Raw genomic sequence first — 232 nt, 5'->3', positions numbered from 1 at the left:
CCCAGCGCGCCGTGCCACGGATAGCGGCCGAGCGCGACCAGTTCGCGCACCGTCATGCCGCTCGCGGCGGGCTGCTGCTGCGGCAGATAGGCGACCTGACGGGCGAACTCGCGGTTCTCCCAGTCACGCAACGGGCGGCCCGCGAAACGCAGCGTGCCGGCCGTGGGCGGCTGTTGACGCGCGAGCAGTTTGAGCAGCGTCGACTTGCCCGAGCCGTTACGGCCGATCAGGC

The 232-nt window shown here is 72.0% G+C and carries 1 protein-coding gene; it reads right to left on the bottom strand.

Annotated features, from left to right (window positions below; translation table 11 throughout):
* Positions 1-232, bottom strand: a 232-nt coding sequence (locus SB771_RS37415; RefSeq protein ID WP_410722333.1) for an ATP-binding cassette domain-containing protein, incomplete at both ends; no start/stop codon positions are given.

The organism is Burkholderia sp. SIMBA_051, assembly GCF_046534915.1.
In the GTDB taxonomy this organism is placed as follows: Bacteria; Pseudomonadota; Gammaproteobacteria; order Burkholderiales; family Burkholderiaceae; genus Burkholderia; species Burkholderia ambifaria.
This window is presented reverse-complemented; position numbering and strand designations above follow the sequence as displayed.